Origin of the sequence: Serpens gallinarum (assembly GCF_014836765.1) — a bacterium.
Classification (GTDB): domain Bacteria; phylum Pseudomonadota; class Gammaproteobacteria; order Pseudomonadales; family Pseudomonadaceae; genus Serpens; species Serpens gallinarum.
Window position 1 is genome coordinate 381,703 of record NZ_JACSQG010000003.1, and the last position, 15,478, is coordinate 397,180.

16 protein-coding genes, 3 tRNA genes and 1 pseudogene are annotated in these 15,478 nt (G+C 62.1%); 2 read left to right on the forward strand and 18 right to left on the reverse strand.

The features are described 5' to 3' along the window. Nucleotides 1–49: 49 nt before the first annotated feature. From H9642_RS09225 to gspE, 18 genes are all read right to left on the reverse strand, one after another. Nucleotides 50–829, reverse strand: coding sequence for a 1,6-dihydroxycyclohexa-2,4-diene-1-carboxylate dehydrogenase (locus H9642_RS09225; protein ID WP_251836137.1), 780 nt, complete (start codon nucleotides 827–829; stop codon nucleotides 50–52). 81 nt (nucleotides 830–910) lie between these two features. Then, nucleotides 911–1,921, reverse strand: a complete 1,011-nt coding sequence (gene benC / locus H9642_RS09230) for a benzoate 1,2-dioxygenase electron transfer component BenC (RefSeq protein ID WP_251836138.1) — start codon at nucleotides 1,919–1,921, stop codon at nucleotides 911–913. 10 nt (nucleotides 1,922–1,931) lie between these two features. Then, nucleotides 1,932–2,420, reverse strand: a complete 489-nt coding sequence (benB, locus tag H9642_RS09235; protein ID WP_251836139.1) for a benzoate 1,2-dioxygenase small subunit — start codon at nucleotides 2,418–2,420, stop codon at nucleotides 1,932–1,934. After that, complete coding sequence (benA, locus tag H9642_RS09240) at nucleotides 2,420–3,781, reverse strand: benzoate 1,2-dioxygenase large subunit (RefSeq protein ID WP_251836140.1); 1,362 nt, start codon at nucleotides 3,779–3,781, stop codon at nucleotides 2,420–2,422. Before benA ends, benB begins: the two co-directional genes overlap by 1 nt. A gap of 264 nt (nucleotides 3,782–4,045) precedes the next feature. Continuing rightward, complete coding sequence (locus H9642_RS09245; protein ID WP_251836141.1) at nucleotides 4,046–4,996, reverse strand: AraC family transcriptional regulator; 951 nt, start codon at nucleotides 4,994–4,996, stop codon at nucleotides 4,046–4,048. 202 nt (nucleotides 4,997–5,198) lie between these two features. After that, the gene (locus H9642_RS09250; RefSeq protein ID WP_251836142.1) at nucleotides 5,199–6,047 is read right to left on the reverse strand and encodes an IclR family transcriptional regulator; all 849 of its coding nucleotides are present in this window, start codon (nucleotides 6,045–6,047) and stop codon (nucleotides 5,199–5,201) included. Between the two features lie 244 nt (nucleotides 6,048–6,291). After that, a tRNA-Asp gene (locus H9642_RS09255) sits at nucleotides 6,292–6,368 on the reverse strand. A gap of 105 nt (nucleotides 6,369–6,473) precedes the next feature. Beyond that, nucleotides 6,474–6,550: transfer RNA gene (locus H9642_RS09260), tRNA-Asp, on the reverse strand. 50 nt (nucleotides 6,551–6,600) lie between these two features. Beyond that, nucleotides 6,601–6,676, reverse strand: a tRNA-Val gene (locus H9642_RS09265). A gap of 148 nt (nucleotides 6,677–6,824) precedes the next feature. Beyond that, nucleotides 6,825–7,343: a type II secretion system protein M gene (locus H9642_RS09270; protein ID WP_251836143.1), complete on the reverse strand. Its 519-nt coding sequence runs from the start codon at nucleotides 7,341–7,343 to the stop codon at nucleotides 6,825–6,827. After that, the gene (gene gspL, locus H9642_RS09275) at nucleotides 7,344–8,477 is read right to left on the reverse strand and encodes a type II secretion system protein GspL (RefSeq protein WP_251836144.1); all 1,134 of its coding nucleotides are present in this window, start codon (nucleotides 8,475–8,477) and stop codon (nucleotides 7,344–7,346) included. Continuing rightward, on the reverse strand, nucleotides 8,470–9,444 hold the full coding sequence (gene gspK, locus H9642_RS09280) for a type II secretion system minor pseudopilin GspK (RefSeq protein WP_251836145.1): 975 nt from the start codon (nucleotides 9,442–9,444) through the stop codon (nucleotides 8,470–8,472). Before gspK ends, gspL begins: the two co-directional genes overlap by 8 nt. After that, nucleotides 9,441–10,124: a type II secretion system minor pseudopilin GspJ gene (gene gspJ, locus H9642_RS09285; protein ID WP_251836146.1), complete on the reverse strand. Its 684-nt coding sequence runs from the start codon at nucleotides 10,122–10,124 to the stop codon at nucleotides 9,441–9,443. Before gspJ ends, gspK begins: the two co-directional genes overlap by 4 nt. Beyond that, on the reverse strand, nucleotides 10,121–10,501 hold the full coding sequence (gspI, locus tag H9642_RS09290) for a type II secretion system minor pseudopilin GspI (RefSeq protein WP_251836147.1): 381 nt from the start codon (nucleotides 10,499–10,501) through the stop codon (nucleotides 10,121–10,123). The genes gspJ and gspI overlap by 4 nt, the downstream gene beginning before the upstream one ends. Then, nucleotides 10,498–11,049, reverse strand: coding sequence for a type II secretion system minor pseudopilin GspH (gene gspH / locus H9642_RS09295; RefSeq protein WP_251836148.1), 552 nt, complete (start codon nucleotides 11,047–11,049; stop codon nucleotides 10,498–10,500). Before gspH ends, gspI begins: the two co-directional genes overlap by 4 nt. Before the next feature lie 5 nt (nucleotides 11,050–11,054). Further along, a complete protein-coding gene (gene gspG, locus H9642_RS09300; protein ID WP_273534776.1) occupies nucleotides 11,055–11,477 on the reverse strand; it encodes a type II secretion system major pseudopilin GspG in 423 nt (140 codons plus the stop codon). Between the two features lie 4 nt (nucleotides 11,478–11,481). Continuing rightward, nucleotides 11,482–12,693, reverse strand: a complete 1,212-nt coding sequence (gene xcpS / locus H9642_RS09305; protein WP_251836149.1) for a GspF family T2SS innner membrane protein variant XcpS — start codon at nucleotides 12,691–12,693, stop codon at nucleotides 11,482–11,484. A 3-nt stretch (nucleotides 12,694–12,696) separates the two neighbouring features. Then, nucleotides 12,697–14,181, reverse strand: a complete 1,485-nt coding sequence (gene gspE, locus H9642_RS09310; RefSeq protein ID WP_433962688.1) for a type II secretion system ATPase GspE — start codon at nucleotides 14,179–14,181, stop codon at nucleotides 12,697–12,699. A 135-nt stretch (nucleotides 14,182–14,316) separates the two neighbouring features. Between gspE and H9642_RS09315 the strand changes: the two genes are divergently transcribed. Together H9642_RS09315 and H9642_RS09320 are read left to right on the forward strand one after the other, a co-directional pair. Continuing rightward, nucleotides 14,317–14,973: a type II secretion system protein N gene (locus tag H9642_RS09315; protein ID WP_251836151.1), complete on the forward strand. Its 657-nt coding sequence runs from the start codon at nucleotides 14,317–14,319 to the stop codon at nucleotides 14,971–14,973. Between the two features lie 3 nt (nucleotides 14,974–14,976). Continuing rightward, a pseudogene (locus tag H9642_RS09320) lies at nucleotides 14,977–15,478 on the forward strand (type II secretion system protein GspD); the annotation flags it as partial.

Below are 15,478 nucleotides of genomic sequence, written 5' to 3' on the forward strand. Positions count from 1 at the left end.
CTGCGATTTCTTGCGTAGTGCTTATTCGTTCAAGGCCAGCGCCCGGGCGTTAGCCGAGATCACCGCCGCCCACCGGCAGGGTGATGCCGGTGATGTAACTGGCATCGTCGGAGGCCAGGAACAGGATTGCGCCGGCCTGCTCGTCGATGGTTCCGTAGCGCTTCATCAGGGTGGAATCGACGGTTTGGTCGACGATTTGCTGGTACCAGAGCTTCTCTTGCTCGCTCTGCTCGGCGCTGTTGCGCGGAATGCGCCGTGGCGGCGCTTCGGTGCCGCCGGGGGCCGTGGCGTTGACGCGAATGCCACGCTGCGCATTTTCGAATGCCAGGCAGGCGGTCAGTGCATTCACGCCGCCCTTGGCCGCGCCGTAGGGCACGCGGTTAAGGCTGCGGGTCGCGATCGAAGACACATTGACGATGGCGCCCGCGCCCTGCTCCAGCATGTGCGGCAGCGCGGCATGGCAGCACCACAGCGTAGGAAACAGCGAGCGGCGCACTTCGGCTTCGATTTCGTCTTCCAGGTAATGCTCGAAGGGCTTGGCCCAGATAGTGCCGCCGACGTTGTTGACCAGAATGTCGAGACGTCCGAAACGCTCCTTCGCCACAGCCATCACCCGATGACAGTCGGCAAACCGCTCAAGATCGGCGGTCAGGGTGAGTACCTCAACGCCCCTCGCCCCCAGCTCATCGGCCAGCTCGTGGACCACCTCGGAACGGTCCACTGCTACCAGCCTTCCACCCTCAGCGACGATACGCTCGGCGACGCGACGGCCAATCCCTTGTGCCGCACCGGTGATAACGGCGACTTTGTTTTCAAAACGCTTGTGCATCTACCCAACCTCTGCAATGGCAAGGATTGCGGTGGGAAACGCTGCGCGGTTACCCACCCCACGAACCGCTGACATCGGCCCTCACGCGCTGGCGGCAAATTTCTCGTAGTAGAAGTTCGCCGGTTGCAGCCCCTGTTCGCGAATGAACTGACTGACCGCTTCGACCATCGGCGGCGGGCCGCACAGGTAGACATCGACCTCCCCATCGTTGAGGTGCCTGGGTTCGATGTGCTGGGTGACATAGCCCTTGAGCGGGTACTGGCTGTCCGGGCTGGCGACGCAGGCGCTGTAGGTGAAGTTGGGAATGCGCGCGGCGAAGGCCTCGAGCTTGTCCAACTCCACCAGATCATGGTCGTGGGTCACGCCGTAAATCAGGTGCAGGGGATGCTCGCTGCCCTGCTCGGCAATCTTTTCCAGCATGGCGGTGAAGGGTGCGAGGCCGGTGCCGCCAGCCAGCAACAGCAGCGGGCGCTTGATGTCGCGCAGGTAGAAACTGCCCAACGGGCCAACCAGGGTCAGGCTGTCGCCGGATTTCGCCAGACCGGTGAGAAAGCTGCTCATCAGCCCGCCCGGCACGTTGCGAATCAGAAAGCTGACTTCGCCATCGCGCGGCATGGAGCTGAACGAGTAGGCGCGGGTCTGGTCGCTGCCCGGCACTTGGAGGTTGACGTACTGCCCCGGCAGAAACGCCAGCTGAGCCAGCGAATCGCCCTTGATTGACAGCGAGATGGTGCTCTCGGACAGTTGGCGCACCGTGCTGATGGCCGCCTCATAGCAAACCTGCTCGGTCTTGCACACCTGAGAAGAAGCCGGCACGCGAATCACACAATCGCTCTCGGCGCGCATCTGGCAGGTCAGCACGTAGCCCTGCTCGGCTTCGTCTTCGCTCAGCGCATCCTCGATGTACTCCTCCCCCAGGTCATAGCGGCCGGCTTCGGCGAAGCACTTGCAGGCACCGCACGCGCCGTCGCGGCAATCCAACGGGATATTAATGCCTTGACGGTAGGCGGCATCGGCCACGGTTTCGCCCAGGCTGGCGTCGATGAACCGCGTGACGCCGTCTTCGAAATTCAATGCGATCTTGTGAGTCATGGCGGCGCCCTCAGAGGTGGTACACATCGATCATCTGGCGGATGTAGTCGTTCTTCAGCACCACTTTCTTGGCCTTGATCAGCGGGTTCTCGCCGCGCACATCGAGGGTGTAGAAATTGGTGCCGTAGAAATGGTCCACGGTCTTGTAGCGAAAGCTCATCGTGTGCCAGTTGTAACGCAGCTTGCAGAAACCATCGGCCTGCTCGAGCAGCTCGAGGTTGCTGATGTTGTGTGAGGTACGGGTATCGGGAATGGTGGCGCTGGAGCGCTCGGTCTTGATGCGGAATACCCGGTCTTCCAGGCCGCCACGGTTGCCGTACCAGATCAGCGAGATTTCCCGCTGCGGGTCTTCGGTCAGTTGATCGTGATCGTCCCAGGCCGGCATCCAGAAACTGGCATCCGGCGCGTAGAGCTCCAGCCAGCTGTCCCACTCCTTGTCGTCGAGGTAGCGCGCTTCGCGGTAGAGGAAGTCTCGGGCGGCGTCGTAGGTGATGGTCATTACGCGCCCTCCACGTGGATCAGCTGCGCCTGCTCGGCCTCGACGGCCTTGATCATCTGCTCCTGCCAGTAACGGTGCTGCATGACGAACAGGCCTTCGTCCTCGGAGCGCACACCGCTGAGCAACGGATGCAAGTCGATTTCCCTGGCGCCCTCATCGGGGCCGTCGATCCAATGCTTGGCACCACGGGACATATCGTTCCATTCCATGGCGCGTCCTTGGTAGCCCTGCTGGCAGGCGCGGAACTCCTCGAGATCGTCGGGCGTGGCCATGCCGCTGACGTTGAAGAAGTCTTCGTACTGGCGGATGCGGGTGGCGCGCGCTTCAGCGCTTTCGCCTTTCGGGGCAATGCAGTAGATGGTGACTTCGGTCTCGTCCACCGAGATCGGCCGGGCGATGCGCAGCTGCGAGCCGAACTGGTCCATCAGGTACAGGTTCGGGTACAGGCACAGATTGCGTGAGTTGCCGATCATCCAGTCCGCGCGAGCCTCGCCGACTTCGGCGACCAGCTCATCGCGGCGGCAAAACAAGGGGCGGTCTTCGGGGTTGTCCCAGCGCGTCCAGAGCAACAGGTGGCCGTTCTCGAAGGAGTAGAAACCCCCGCCCTTTTTCCCCCAACCACCGGCACTCATGGTGCGGATCTCTTCGCCGGCCTCGCGCAATTTGCGCTGGTTCTGGGTGGCGGCGTAGTTCCAGTGCACGGCGGTGACGTGGTAGCCATCGGCGCCGTTCTCCGCAGTCAGCTTCCAGTTGCCACCGAAGACGTAGCTGGAGGACCCGCGCAGTACTTCGATGCCATCGGGAGACTGGTCGACCACCATGTCGATGATCTTCTTCGACTCACCGAGGAAGTCTTCCAGCGGCGCGACGTCTTCGCGCAGGCTGCCGAACAGGAAGCCGCGATAGGACTCGAAGCGCGCGACTTTCTTTAGGTCATGGGAACCGTCGCAGTCAAAATTGTCCGGGTAACCGGCTTCCTTGGGGTCTTTGACCTTGAGCAGTTTGCCGGAGTTATTGAAGGTCCAACCATGGAACGGGCAGGTATAAGTCGCCTTGTTGCCCCGTTTGAAGCGACAGAGCATCGCGCCGCGATGGCTGCAGGCGTTGATGAAGGCATTGAGTTCACCGTCCTTGTTGCGCGCAATGAAGATCGGCTGACGGCCCATGTGGGTCGTGTAATAGTCGTTCTTCTCGGGAATCTGGCTGTCGTGGGCAAGGTAGATCCAGTTGCCCTCGAAGATGTGCTTCATCTCCAATTCGAACAGACGCTCGTCGGTGAACATTTCGCGCTTGCAGCGAAAGATGCCTTTGTCAGCATTGTCTTCAACAAGCGAATCAAGGTAGTCGCTTCCCAGGTTCATCGCCGGGGCCTCCATTGTTATTGTTCAGGCGAGACCAAGGCTATTCCTGCAATGTCGGTCGCAATATCCGCTTTGTGCAGCATCGCTATCCGTTTTCTGCAACGCATCGATTGATTAAAAAGCGTCCGCTGTGCCGACAAAGGCAGTGATTTATTCACATAAAAAAACCGCCGAAAAGCCGAAGGAACGGCAACGGCGGACGGGTATGGGGAGCGGGATAAGACGGGTTTCCACACTCGATGGGGAAACCCGAACTTGAGTCCTTTAGCGGCTTTGCCGGCGCAAGGTCTCGGAAGGCAACTCGCCAAAGCGAGCCTTGTAGCTTTCAGAAAAGCGGCTCAAATGCATGAAGCCGTAATCCAGGGCGATCTCCGTCACACTGCGCACATGGCAGGACGGATCGCTCAGGCAAGCATGCACGCGGTCCAGCTTGCGATCACGCACATACTGCTTGGGCGTGCAATTCAGGTGGCGCTCGAACAACGCATACACCGAGCGCTGACTGACTTTCGCCAGGGCGGCCAGTGTGTCGATGCCGGGGTCTTCCTTGAGATGCTCATCGATGTACTGGATCAACTGCTCGAACGGTACAGCCTGTGGGATCGGCGCTTCGCGACGAATGTTGTTGGGCACTTTGCTGAGCAGCTTGCTGGCCACGATGCGTGTGTAGTGCTGCTGGGTTTGCAGGCCATTGTCGTCAGATTCCGCCTCCAGGCAGATCAGGTCCACCAGGCGCATGAAATCCTGCAGATCTTCCAATCGGTGCAGCCGGCGGGTGAAACGCACACCTTCCCGGGGCAAGTTCCAGCGCTGCTCCTCGCAGCAGGCTGCCAAGAGGCTGGTGGGCAATTTGATGATCAGTTTTTCGCAATCCTGGCCGTAGGTCAGATCGACCGGATCATCCGGGTTGATCATCAGCAAATCGCCGGGTTGCAGGCGCTGTTCAACGCCACGGCTGCACCATAGGCTGCTGCCCTTGAGCTGAAGTTGCAGGTGAAAAATACTTTCCAGCGCCGGGGACGTAATCCGCGCCTGGCCGCCATAACGGATGCGACACAAGTCGACACTGGCAAACTTGCGGTGACTGAGACTGGCTGTAGCGTGCCGATTCCTGGGCATGCGGATGCTATGCATGCCCAGATGCTGGTTGACGTAATCCGAGACGGCATAAGGGTCTGCACGCTCGAAAATCGCGCTTTTTTCGTGCAAGAGCATGGGTACACCTGTTTCTTATAGTTGTTTTGAAGGTCGTTACGGCCCTCTGTATCGCCGGATAGCGATGCACCGAGTTTAGGCAGGCGGCACTCGATACACCGCAGGGGCTACTAAAGAACTAGCCCTGCTTGCACAGCATGTATCGCTCAAGGAAACAAGCAACCATCTCAATGCGAAAAGGTGCGATTACCGCCCGAAAGACTCAACCCAAGGTCGCGAAGAGCTGCTCGCTCAACTCCCGGCTGGTGGCCAGCATGATCGGCAGGTAACGTTGTTCAAGCTCGGCCAGCGGCACGCGCCCCGCGTGTGTGCTGACGTTCATGGCCGCCAGTACATGGCCACTGGAATCACGCACCGGCACCGCCAGGGAGCGCAGGCCCTGCTCCAGCTCCTGATCGACAATGCACCAGCCCTGGGTACGGATCTGCAGTAAACATTCCCAGAGCTGTTCGGGCGTGTGCAGCGTGCGGCTGGTCTTGGGCTGCAGCTCGGCGGTGGCCAGGTAATCCTGCAGGCTGGCGTCATCCATGGCCGCCAGCATGATCCGCCCCATGGAGGTGCAATAGGCCGGTAAGCGACTGCCCACGCTCAAATCGATGGATATCAACCGCTGAGGTACCGCTGAACGAGCGATATACAGCACCTGCTCGCCTTCCAGGGTGGCCAGGCTGCACGCCTCGTGCAATTGCTCGGTCAGGCGGTCCAGATAAGGCTGGGCGGAGACGGCCAGCGGCGTGGAAGACAGGTAGGCATGCCCCAGGGTCAACACTTTCGGCAGCAGTGAATAGGTACGCCCGTCCGAGCTCGCATAACCCAGCTGAATCAAGGTGTACAGACAACGCCGTACTGCGGCACGGGGAATGCCAGTGCGATGGCTGATCTGGGCAATGGTCAGGTGACGCTTGCGCTCCTGGAACGCCGTGATCACGGCCAGCCCTCGGGCGAGCGAACTCATGAAGTTGGGATCGCCACTGAACTCTTCGATACGCTTCGCCGGAGAAACATACGGCGGAGGAGCCAGGAACGTGGTGGTCTGACGCTCTTCAGTCATGGAGTACTCCGGTTGAGGCCGCGATACGGCCGATTATCGAAATGATGCCCGATAATCGCAACAAACACACTGCGCGGCCCGCACGAGCGCACCCTCGGAAAATTACATTCGAGCCTGGCGGTGAAAAGGGGAAAGGGTTTCAGCCAAAAAACCTGTCGGTTTTTTCAGGCACAAAAAAAAGCGGCCATGAAGGCCGCTTTTTTGTGGTTTCGCAGAACTCGCATGAGCGTGGCGAAACCGTATATGGCGCAGTGGACGGGACTCGAACCCGCGACCCCCGGCGTGACAGGCCGGTATTCTAACCGACTGAACTACCACTGCGCGTCGGTTGGACTTTCGTCCGTGGAACTCTTGCTAACGTCTGAACGACTTGCCAAAGCTTGTCGCCCTCAAGCCCGATACAACATCATCGAACTTGGCTAAATATGGCGCAGTGGACGGGACTCGAACCCGCGACCCCCGGCGTGACAGGCCGGTATTCTAACCGACTGAACTACCACTGCGCGTCGGTGGACTTTCGTCCGGTGCCCCTTACGGAGCTTCGCAAAGATGATGGTGGCTGATGACGGGATCGAACCGCCGACCCCCTGCGTGTGATGCAGGTGCTCTCCCAGCTGAGCTAATCAGCCATCGGCCTTGCGAGGCGCGCAATTTACTCAGAGGGCGCTTTCAAGTCAACCCTCTTTATGAAGTTTTTCTAAATTTTTGATTTTTCAGGCATTTTTATAAACCCAGCCGGCACACCCAAGCACCTCATTTGCCCACCCAAGGGCGACATTAGAACGCCACACGCAACGTCAGTCGCGCTGCGATGCGTCCATCCCCCTGACGATCCAGTCCAGCCTCCTCGATCCTTACCCCCTGTGCTTGCAGGTCACCGAACCAACTGAGCAAACGATCAAAGCCGGCAGGCTGCAGGCTGACCTGTACCCCCCCACTCCCCTCGCTATCCACCCGCTCGACCGCCAACCCTTTTTCGGTAGCCGACGCCGTGACCAACCCCTGCAGACGCGCCGGATCGAGGCTAACGACTGGCCGGCGCTGGAGGTCCATGACCTCAGGCGCCCGCACCTGCAAATAGCCATGCAGCTCGCGCTGCTGGTCAAGGTACCGCTGTGCCTCGACCTTATGGCCTGCCACGGGGCGCCACATGCCTAGATACATCAAGGCGCTCAGCAAAAACAAAGCCAGCAAGCCCAGCATCAGGCGCTCGCGTCTCGCCAAGTGCTGCCAGCGCTGCGCCAGGGGTGAGGCCTGCAAGCGGGTCAGTATCTGTTCAGGATTCCAGACAACCATTCAACCTCCGATCACCAAACGCGCACTGACACCCTCCGCCTCGCGACTTGCCGAGCCCAGCTGCACGGCCAAGCCGGCATCGATCAAGCGCTCCCGCACACGCTCCAGCGCCTCGAAGCTTGGCGCCTGCACCTGCAGCGCCAGATCACCGCGCGCGGCGCTGAAGTCCAGCTGCTGCACGCGCAGTTGCACACTTTCATCCAGCAACGCGCCGCTGGCCTGCCCGAGCAACCCAAGCAGTCCCTCGCCCGTAGTGTTCGCCGACCCGGCCAGATGCTGATCGAACTGCTGGCGCAGGTTGATCAGCTTGCGGTCGTCGGGAAACAGCTCCTGATACAGCTGGCTACTGGCGCGCGCAATGTCTTCGCCCGCCCGCTGCAACTGCCAGCCCTGGGCCAGGTTGAAGCCCCATTGCAGGAGCAGGCACACCCCCAGCGCACCGAACACGGGCAGCCAGCGCCGCCCGGCGTGGGCATGCTCCTGTACGGCAAACTCCCCCTGAGCCAGGTTGCACCCCCCAGCCTGACGGCTTAGCCAGACATGCGGATCCTGCTCGTACAGGCTTTCCCAACCAGCGGGCAACGATATCCCCTGCGGAACACAGGCCCGCAGCGGCTCCGGGCATTGTTTCGCCAGCTCCGGGCCGTCCTCTTTACTCAGTGCCAGGCGTGTCGGCGGCAGCCCGCCAAGCAGCCAGCGGCCGTCGAGCCAGCACAGCCAGGTGGCGTCCTCGGGCAATAGGTCCGCATCGACCCGAATCTGCCCTGGCGGCTCGGCGCACAGTGCCAGCCAGTCGCTCAACCAGTCACGACGTACGGCGAACACCCGATGACGCCCGTCCGCCAGGGGTGCCCCCAGCGCCAGATGCATGTGTTCAATGTCCTCAGCCAGCCACTCTTCGACGGCGAAAGGCAGCGCCTTGCGCAACCAGCGCTTTTTCTGAGTAGGCAACTGCACACTGCAAGAAGTGACCGCCTCCACGGGCAGTATCAGGCGCCATGGACCATGCAATACGGCACAGACGTCCTCGAAAGGCTCCGACCGGCATACACCATCGCGCACCCAGTGCACGTCCAGCTGGGGATCAACCCCCCAGACCGCTGCTGGTGGCAGGAAGACCCAGGTTTCAGTCATCGCTACGCCCCTTGCTCGCGATCGGCGACAATCCAGGCTGCCCAAGATCACGGGCCAGGACACGCACCCGGCCATCGTTGCCACGTTGCAGCAGGCTTACCAGCACCTGTCGTCGCGTTCCCATTTCGACCTCGCTGATGACCTGAAAAAATTGACTCCCAACTGCCAGACTCCTAGCTGTCACCTGCTGCGCAGCAGGACCCAACTGAGCAAAAAACTCATCAAGCGTGCGAAAGCCGCGAGCCCCCCGCGTCGCCGCCAGTGCCAACGCCACGTCGGGCGATAGCTCCTCGGCCAGACTGGACAACACCAGAACACTTGCCGTGTTGACGTTCAAGGGTGCCTCCGGCGGCAAAGCGCTGACATACGGCAACAGCAATCGATAGTCCTGCTCACGCATGCCCAACAGCAGCCGCAATTCCGAGACATCCGCCAGCGGCCGGTTGGCGGCCCGATAAGGAGGCTTGAGCAACAGGTAATCGTTGTCCTCGGCACCATTGAGCACACTGACCTGCTCATCGAAATCCAGCCAATCACGCAACCGTCCGGCATAGGGTGCGCCGATATTGAGTCGTCGCAGCAGGCGCTGGAAGCGCTCGAAGGCAGCGCGATCCAGACGGCCTTCGCGCACCAGGCTGTTCAGATTGAAGCGGCCGCTGAGATCTTCGATGCGTACCCGCAATTCGCCGCCCTCATCCAGGGCAAAGGTTTTCAGCGGCGCGGCCCATGGCTCGCCGAGATGATCGACGGTAGGCCCTGTTTCACCCTGACGCAGGTCGCGCAGCAACAACGCCTTGGCCAGGGCTTCGCCCCCTTGGGCGTAATGCCAGGCCTGGCGCTGAATAAGCATATTGGAGCTACTGCGGATAGCCAGTTGCTGTCGCGCAATCAGACCTGAGCAAACCACGGTTACTACCGCCACCACGAGCAGCACGGTAATCAGCGCCACCCCACGCTGACGCCTCACAAAGAAAGCTCCGGCATGGGCACGTCAGCATCGTCGTCATCAGACGGACCCAGTGCGCCGGGAATGGCTGTATCGGGCAGGCGAAACAGCCGACGCAGCGAACCGTAATGCCGATGCTCGAGTATCAGTTCTACAGCCCTGGGCAATTCCGTCATGCTTTCTTCATTGGCCACCATCCCGCTGGGCCAGCTGTTCTGCCAATTGCCGTCCTGATCCAGGTAGCGCAAGCGCCAGGACAGCACATCGTCCAACACCTGCTGTACCTGAGGTTGACTGTCCTGGGCCTGATCCAGCACCCGCCAGTAATGGCGCTGCCAGGTGGTGCCGTCGAGTTGCCAGCGCACCCGCTGCAAACGTGAACGCACCACCCCGGTGGGATTGCGCCACCCCGTGCGGGTAAGCGCGACCGTGACGCCCTCGCCGGTGATGTTTCCTCCTTCGAACGCGGCATCCATGTTGCCGTAAGGCGCCCGCACAGGACGTGCCAGCGTCTGCTGCACGTCCCGCTCAAAAGCAGCCATGCCACGCACCAACTCGCGCAGTCGCAGCTCCTGCTCGCGGGTTGTACTGTCGGTGCGCACCACGCTGCCGAGCATCTGATAGGTGCCCAACCCCAACAGGCCAAAGATGGCGATGGCGATCAGCAGCTCCAGCAAGGTAAAGCCTTGTGAGTCCCTCATGGCCGCGTCTCGATAAAACCGCTGAGGCTGACCAGTGCCCGCTGGTCAAAGTCTGCCGGCGCATCGCCGGCCAGTACCCGCAAGGTAACGCGGCGCAGCGCCGGATCAGTCGTCGCTTCGACCTGGCTCTGCCACTGCCAGCGCCGTCCTGCATACTCGAGCTTGCCCTGTTGACGCCCTTCGGCAGGGGGTTGACGTTGCAATTGCAGTTCGATCAGGCGGTTGTCGGCAATCCACAGGGCCAGCGTCTTGTCCTCCAGGCGTGCGGCAGTCTGCAGGCTGCGGGCACTGGCGGTCAGCGCGCTGGCGGCTACCAGAGCAAAGATGGCCAGGGCCACCATGACTTCCAGCAAGGTAAAGCCTCGCACCTGCTTCATCGGGCAGTTCTCGAGTTACTCAGCACTTCAACCTTGGGCAGGCGAAAGCCATCGCTGGCCAATTGGAGGCGAGCCCCACCGGCACGCAGCTCGGACACTTCCAGACGAAACGGGCTGAGTTCGCCGTTGGACAGAAGCAACACCTGCGGCACCGAGTTCCGATTGGCCGGTTTGCCTGGGGAACGCTTATCGCGGGAAGTGGGCGGTGCCAGCTTCAACGCCTGGCCTTCCAGTTCGAGGTCCAGCCGCGCCCATTCCGGCAATCGATGCGGCGGCTTGTCATTCAGAGGCGACCAGCGCCCGCTGCGCTCGTCATAACCCAGCGCCTGGTACGCCCCACTCTCGATACGCAATCCGTATTCGCGGTTGTCGAGCACCGCCTCGTCAGCCAGTACGCCGATCAATCCGGCCAGGCGTTCGGCCTCGATAGTCAATTCGCGCGCCGGGCTGGCGATGCCACCCGCAAGCATCGCCAAGCCAGCCAGGCTGCCGATCAGCACCAGCACCACCAATAGCTCGATCAGAGTGAAGCCCCGGGCGCGGGTCATGGCAATCAGATGTCCCAGTTGCCGATGTCGGCATTCAGGTCGCTGCCACTTTCCTTGCCGTCGGCGCCCAGCGAGTACAGATCGAACGCCCCCTTGGTGCCCGGCGCCAGGTACTGGTAGGGATTGCCCCACGGATCGACCGGCATGCGCTTGAGATAGCCGTCCGGGTTCCAGTTGCGCGCCGGCGGATTGCCGGACGGCTTGCGCACCAATGCTTCCAGCCCCTGCTGGGTATTCGGGTAGCTGTGGTTGTCGAGCTTGTACATGTCCAAGGCCGCCGAAATCGCCTTGATGTCGCCCTTGGCCACGGTGACCTTGGCCTGATCCGGACGACTCATGATCTGCGGCACCACCAGGGCGGCAAGAATGCCGAGGATCACCACCACCACCATGATTTCGATCAGCGTGAAACCGCGTTGCTTGTTCACAGCATTACCCCACCAGTTGATTGAGAGACAGAATCGGCATGAGGATGGCCAGCACAATGACCAGCACCACGGTGCCCATGAACACCAGCATGAACGGCTCGAACAGGCCGACCAGCAGGGCCACCTGCGCGGCCAGGTCGTTTTCCTGGTTGCGCGCGGTGCGTGACAGCATCTGATCCAGTTCACCGGAGCGCTCACCGCTGGCGATCATGTGCAGCATCATCGGCGGGAACTGGCCGCTGGCCTCCAGCGCGCGGGTCAGGCTGCCGCCTTCGCGCACCTTTTGCGCGGCACCCAACACCTCCTCACGGATCAAGCGGTTGGCGATCACCTGGGCCGCAATGTTCAGCGCCTCCACCAGTGGGACCCCGCTGCGGGTGAGGATCGCCAGCGTCGAGGCGAAGCGCGCGCAGTCGGTGGCCCTGGACAAGCGACCGAGCAGTGGTACGCGCAACAACAAGCCGTGCCAGCGTCGGCGCAACTGATCGTCGCGCAGCGCCTGGCGCAACCCCAACCCCATTCCCAGCGCCACTAACAGAACCAGCCAGCCCCAATTGCGCACCCCGTCGCTGAGGGCGATCAGGCCCCGGGTCAAGGTCGGCAGCGTCTGTCCTGAATCGATGAATACGCGCACCACGTCCGGCACCACGTAACCCAGCAGAAAACCGACGATCAGCAACGAGGCGATCATCAAAATCAGCGGATAGAGCAGTGCCAGCTGGATCTTCTGGCGCGACTGCTGGCGCTGCTCGGTGTAGTCGGCCAGTTGTTCCAGCACCGGCCCCAGGTGACCGGCGTGCTCCCCGGCCGCTACGGTGGCGCGGTACAACTCTGGAAATGCAGCGGGAAACTCCTTGAGGCTGGCGGCCAGGCTGTGACCTTCCAGCACGCGGGCGCGCACCGCCAGCAGCATGGCCTGGATGCGCGGCACACGGGCTTGCGCGGCCGCAGCCCCCAGCGCCTCCTCAATGGGCAGCGCGGCTTGCACCAGGGTGGCCAAGTGGCGGGTCAGTAAGGCAAGATCGCGGGCCGACAGGCCACGCACGAAGCGCCAGCCGCCGGCCGCCGGCTCACGGGTGCGAGTGGCCTTCACCTCCAAAGGCATCAGGTGACGTTCGCGCAACAGTTGACGGACCTGCCGACTGCTATCAGCTTCCAGCACGCCCTTCTGCTGGCGTCCCCGCGTATCGAGGGCCAGGTATTCGTAGGCAGCCATGGCCTATTCCTCCCGCGTCACGCGCAGGACTTCCTCGAGGGTGGTGACGCCTTCCAGCACCTTGCGCCGGCCATCCTCGCGAATGCTTGGCCCCAGACGGCGGGCGTGGCGGGTCAGCTCCTGCTCGGCAGCGGCGTTGTGCACCAGGCTGCGCATCTGCTCATCGAACACCACCAACTCGTAGATACCGGTGCGCCCGCGATAGCCATGTTGGTTGCAGGCCGAGCATCCCCTGGGGCGGTAGATCAACGGCGCCGCGTGACTTGCCACGCCCAGCAATGCGCAGGACGCCGCATCGGCGTGCACCGCTTCCTTGCACTGTTCGCACAGGACGCGCACCAAGCGTTGGGCCAACACGCCGAGCAGCGACGACGACAACAAGAATGGCTCGATGCCCATGTCCACCAGCCGGGTGATCGCCCCCACCGCGCTGTTGGTGTGCAAGGTAGAGAGCACCAGGTGTCCGGTCAGCGAAGCCTGTACAGCAATCTCGGCGGTTTCCTTGTCGCGGATCTCGCCGACCATCACCACATCCGGGTCCTGACGCAGGATGGCGCGCAGGCCACGGGCAAAGGTCATTTCCACCCGGGCATTGACCTGCGTCTGGCCGATGCCTTCCAGGTGATATTCGATGGGATCCTCAACGGTGAGAATGTTACGCGTGCGGTCGTTGAGGGTGACCAGGCTGGCGTACAGGGTGGTGGTCTTGCCCGAGCCGGTGGGACCGGTGACCAGCAGGATGCCGTGGGGTTTGTGCAGGGTATCTTCCAGGCGCGGGCGATCCGCGGCACTCATGCCCAGGTGCTGCAGATTGAGGCGCCCGGCTTGCTTGTCGAGCAGGCGTAGCACCACCCGTTCGCCGTTGGCCGACGGCAGCGTAGAGACACGGATATCCACCTCACGCCCGCCCACCTTGAGTGAGATGCGCCCATCCTGCGGGATACGCTTTTCGGCGATGTCCAGGCGCGCCATGACCTTCAGGCGCGACACCAGCAGGGCGGCGAGTTCGCGCTTGGGCTCAAGCACTTCGCGCAGCAGACCGTCGACGCGAAAGCGCACCACCAGGCGTTTTTCGAACGTTTCCAAGTGGATGTCCGAGGCGTTTTCCTTGATTGCCTCGCCGAGAATGGCGTTGATCAGGCGGATGATCGGCGCATCGTCCTCCTGCTCGAGCAGGTCCTCGGTTTCCGGCACCTGTTCGGCCAGGGCCGCCAGGTCCAGGCTGCCGCCGATATCCTCGGCCAGTTGCATGGAGGCGGAATCGTGCTGATAGGCCGCCGCCAGCGCCCGCTCGAACTCCTCGCCGGACAACGGCCGCAAGGCCAGGCTGCGTCCGGCGAAGCGCTGCGCCTCGGCCAGCACGCCGAGCTCCACCGCCGGGCGATAACCGACACAGGCGAGCCCCGACTCGCTCAGCAACACCACGCCGTGCCGACGGGCAAAGCTGAACGGCAGACGTCGTAATGGTGCTTCCACCTGACTATTCATCCACACCCGCACCTCGATCATGACCTTAATAAGGTTTTAGTCGATTTTCATACACCCAGAGCCGACACAAAGTTCGGCTTATCAGTCCGGCAACTGCTTCTATGCTCAACACGCCAACCCATAACAAGAAAGCTAATGGAGTACTCTTTGCCCAAGACCGGGAGCCTGCACTGGCTGCAACGGCACAGCCCAACTGTGCTCGGCGCTTTTCTGTTGGCGGCCATGAGCATCAGCCTGGCGTGGCAGAGCGCTGAATGGCTGCGCGTGTTAAAAGCCCCGCCACCGCCTGTCGAATACACGGCGCCTCCGTCAGCTCCTCAAGTCCCGCTGGAAAAACTGACACTGCTTTTTGGCCCGAACCTCACCGAGTCACTCGCGCCGCCGGCCACCACACTGCGCCTGACCCTGCATGGCAGCTTCGTCAATGCCGACCCTCTACGCTCCAGCGCGATCATCCAGCGCAATGGCGACCGGCCTCAGCGGTTTGCCATAGGTGGCGAACTGGAAACCGGCGTGCGCTTGCACGCGGTCTATGCTGACCGCGTCGAAATCGAACGCAACGGCCGCCGGGAAACCTTGCACTTTCCCAGTCGCGGCCGTGCGGGCAATGCCCCGGTACTCAGCACGCCGCTCACCCCCGAAGAGCAAGCCGCACAACTCAGCGCTCTACAGGACGATAGCTTGCGCCAGCTGCGTGAACGCCTGGCCAGCCTGCGACAAAAGCTCAATACCTCAGGCACGCGCGCAACCGACACCCCACCCCCTATCGAACAGCCCACGGAAAGCGACTGACCGATGCCCTCGACTTTTTCGCGTCTGACCCTCGCCCTGCTCACCGCCAGCCTGTTGACCGCCTCACTCGCACTGCAGGCGGCCAACGGCGTGGCGCCCGCTGGCTCAGCCGGCAGCCAGCAGCAGGCCGAGCGCTGGACCATCAACCTCAAGGATGCCGACATCCGCGAGTTCATCGACCAGGTCGCGGCCATCACCGGCGAAACCTTCATCATCGACCCGCGCGTCAAGGGTCAGATCAGCGTCACCTCCAGCGCCCAGCTGTCGCTGCGCGAGGTCTACCAGCTGTTTCTCTCGGTGATGACCACCCACGGTTACAGCGTGCTCACCCAGGACGGGCAGTCGCGGGTGGTGCCCAACGCCGAGGCGAAAACCGAAGCCAACGCCCCGCGCGACAGCGCCGACCACCTGGAAACCCGCCTGATCCAGGTGCAGCACCAATCGGCCAGTGAACTGCTGCCGCTGATCCGCCCGCTGGTGCCGCAGTACGGCCACCTGGCCGCCA